We start from the raw sequence: 1243 nt of genomic DNA on the forward strand, positions 1-1243 counted from the left end.
TGACCACGAACTCTATTGCCCTGTTTAAAAGTTGATTGCCTTGTTCAAACTTTTGGATGTCGCAATGATGTAGTTCATCTAAAGATTGGACATACTCACCTTTAAAAATAGAAAGCTCTTGTTCGTTCTCTAAAAGAAGATTTAATACCTTCGGTGTCATTTCTGGATGAAATTGAAAACCAAGAACATTTGAACCAATTTGGTACATCTGGTTACGACAAACTGAGTTCTCTGCTAAATGAATCGCACCTTTAGGAATCTCAAAAGTTTCACTATGCCACTGCATTACATTTATTTTTTCTGGTAATAAAAAGCTTTCTTTAGGTAAATTCGGCACCCTTTGTACGGTCGACCATCCCAATTCTTGATAACGGTTTCTACTAACGGCGGCTCCTAGTGCATTGGCAATAAGTTGGCCTCCGAGACAAAGTCCTATCGCAGGCTTTCCCGCCGCCAAATAACGACGTATCCATCTTTTTTCTATTTTTAACCATGGATAATTTGCCTCATCATTTACACTCATAGTTCCCCCCATAATAAGTAGCAAATCCACATCTTCAATATGTGGCAATGCTTCTATTTCCAAAGGGAGATCAACTGGAAGTGCAAAAAACTCTGTAGCTGTTATCGTTGCATGGTGTGCTTTTAAGAATGAATAGCAGCTTCCAAAACCTTCGCCAGCAATATGTTGAAAATAGTGAACACGTAAATGCGACTTCATGCGCTTAAACCTATTGTTGTTAGAATGTTGGTTTGATCTTTGCAAAAATAAAGCCAAGTTTTAGTGAATGTTACACTAGTAACGAAACATCTTAGAAATAATCAAAAATCTAGCAGTTAAGTAAGTTTTCTCTTAATCTAATCTCATTATGTAAAGTATAGCGCCCCATGAAAAAGCATAACAATTTCCAAACCCAACTCATTCATGCACCACGAAAAGCACCTCAATTTATTGAAACCGTGCAACCTCCCTTATTTCGTGCATCAACTATTATTTTTAAATCGACTTCGCACCTTTTTGACCGTCATTGGACCGATCCTTATGACTATAGTTATGGCACCCACGGTACGCCTACGACATTTACACTAGGCGACAATATTGCTCAAATTGAGGGTGGTTTATACTGCCTACTTGCTCCAAGCGGGTTATCTGCGATTAATCTCGTAAATTCTGCTGTGTTAGCAACAGGTGATGAAGTTTGGGTGCCAGACAACATATATGGTCCGAATCTGGAACACCTAA

The 1243-nt window shown here is 38.6% G+C and carries 2 protein-coding genes; one reads left to right on the forward strand and one right to left on the reverse strand.

Annotated elements, in window-relative coordinates:
• Positions 1 to 721, reverse strand: a 721-nt coding sequence (locus tag VXQ92_RS19010; protein ID WP_416682848.1) for a type 1 glutamine amidotransferase, incomplete at its 3' end; no start/stop codon positions are given.
• 167 nt (positions 722 to 888) lie between these two features.
• Here VXQ92_RS19010 and VXQ92_RS19015 point away from each other — a divergent pair.
• Positions 889 to 1243 (forward strand): PLP-dependent transferase (locus tag VXQ92_RS19015; RefSeq protein ID WP_416682849.1); only part of this gene is annotated, 355 nt, incomplete at its 3' end.

It is taken from the genome of Acinetobacter sp. 228 (assembly GCF_048147885.1).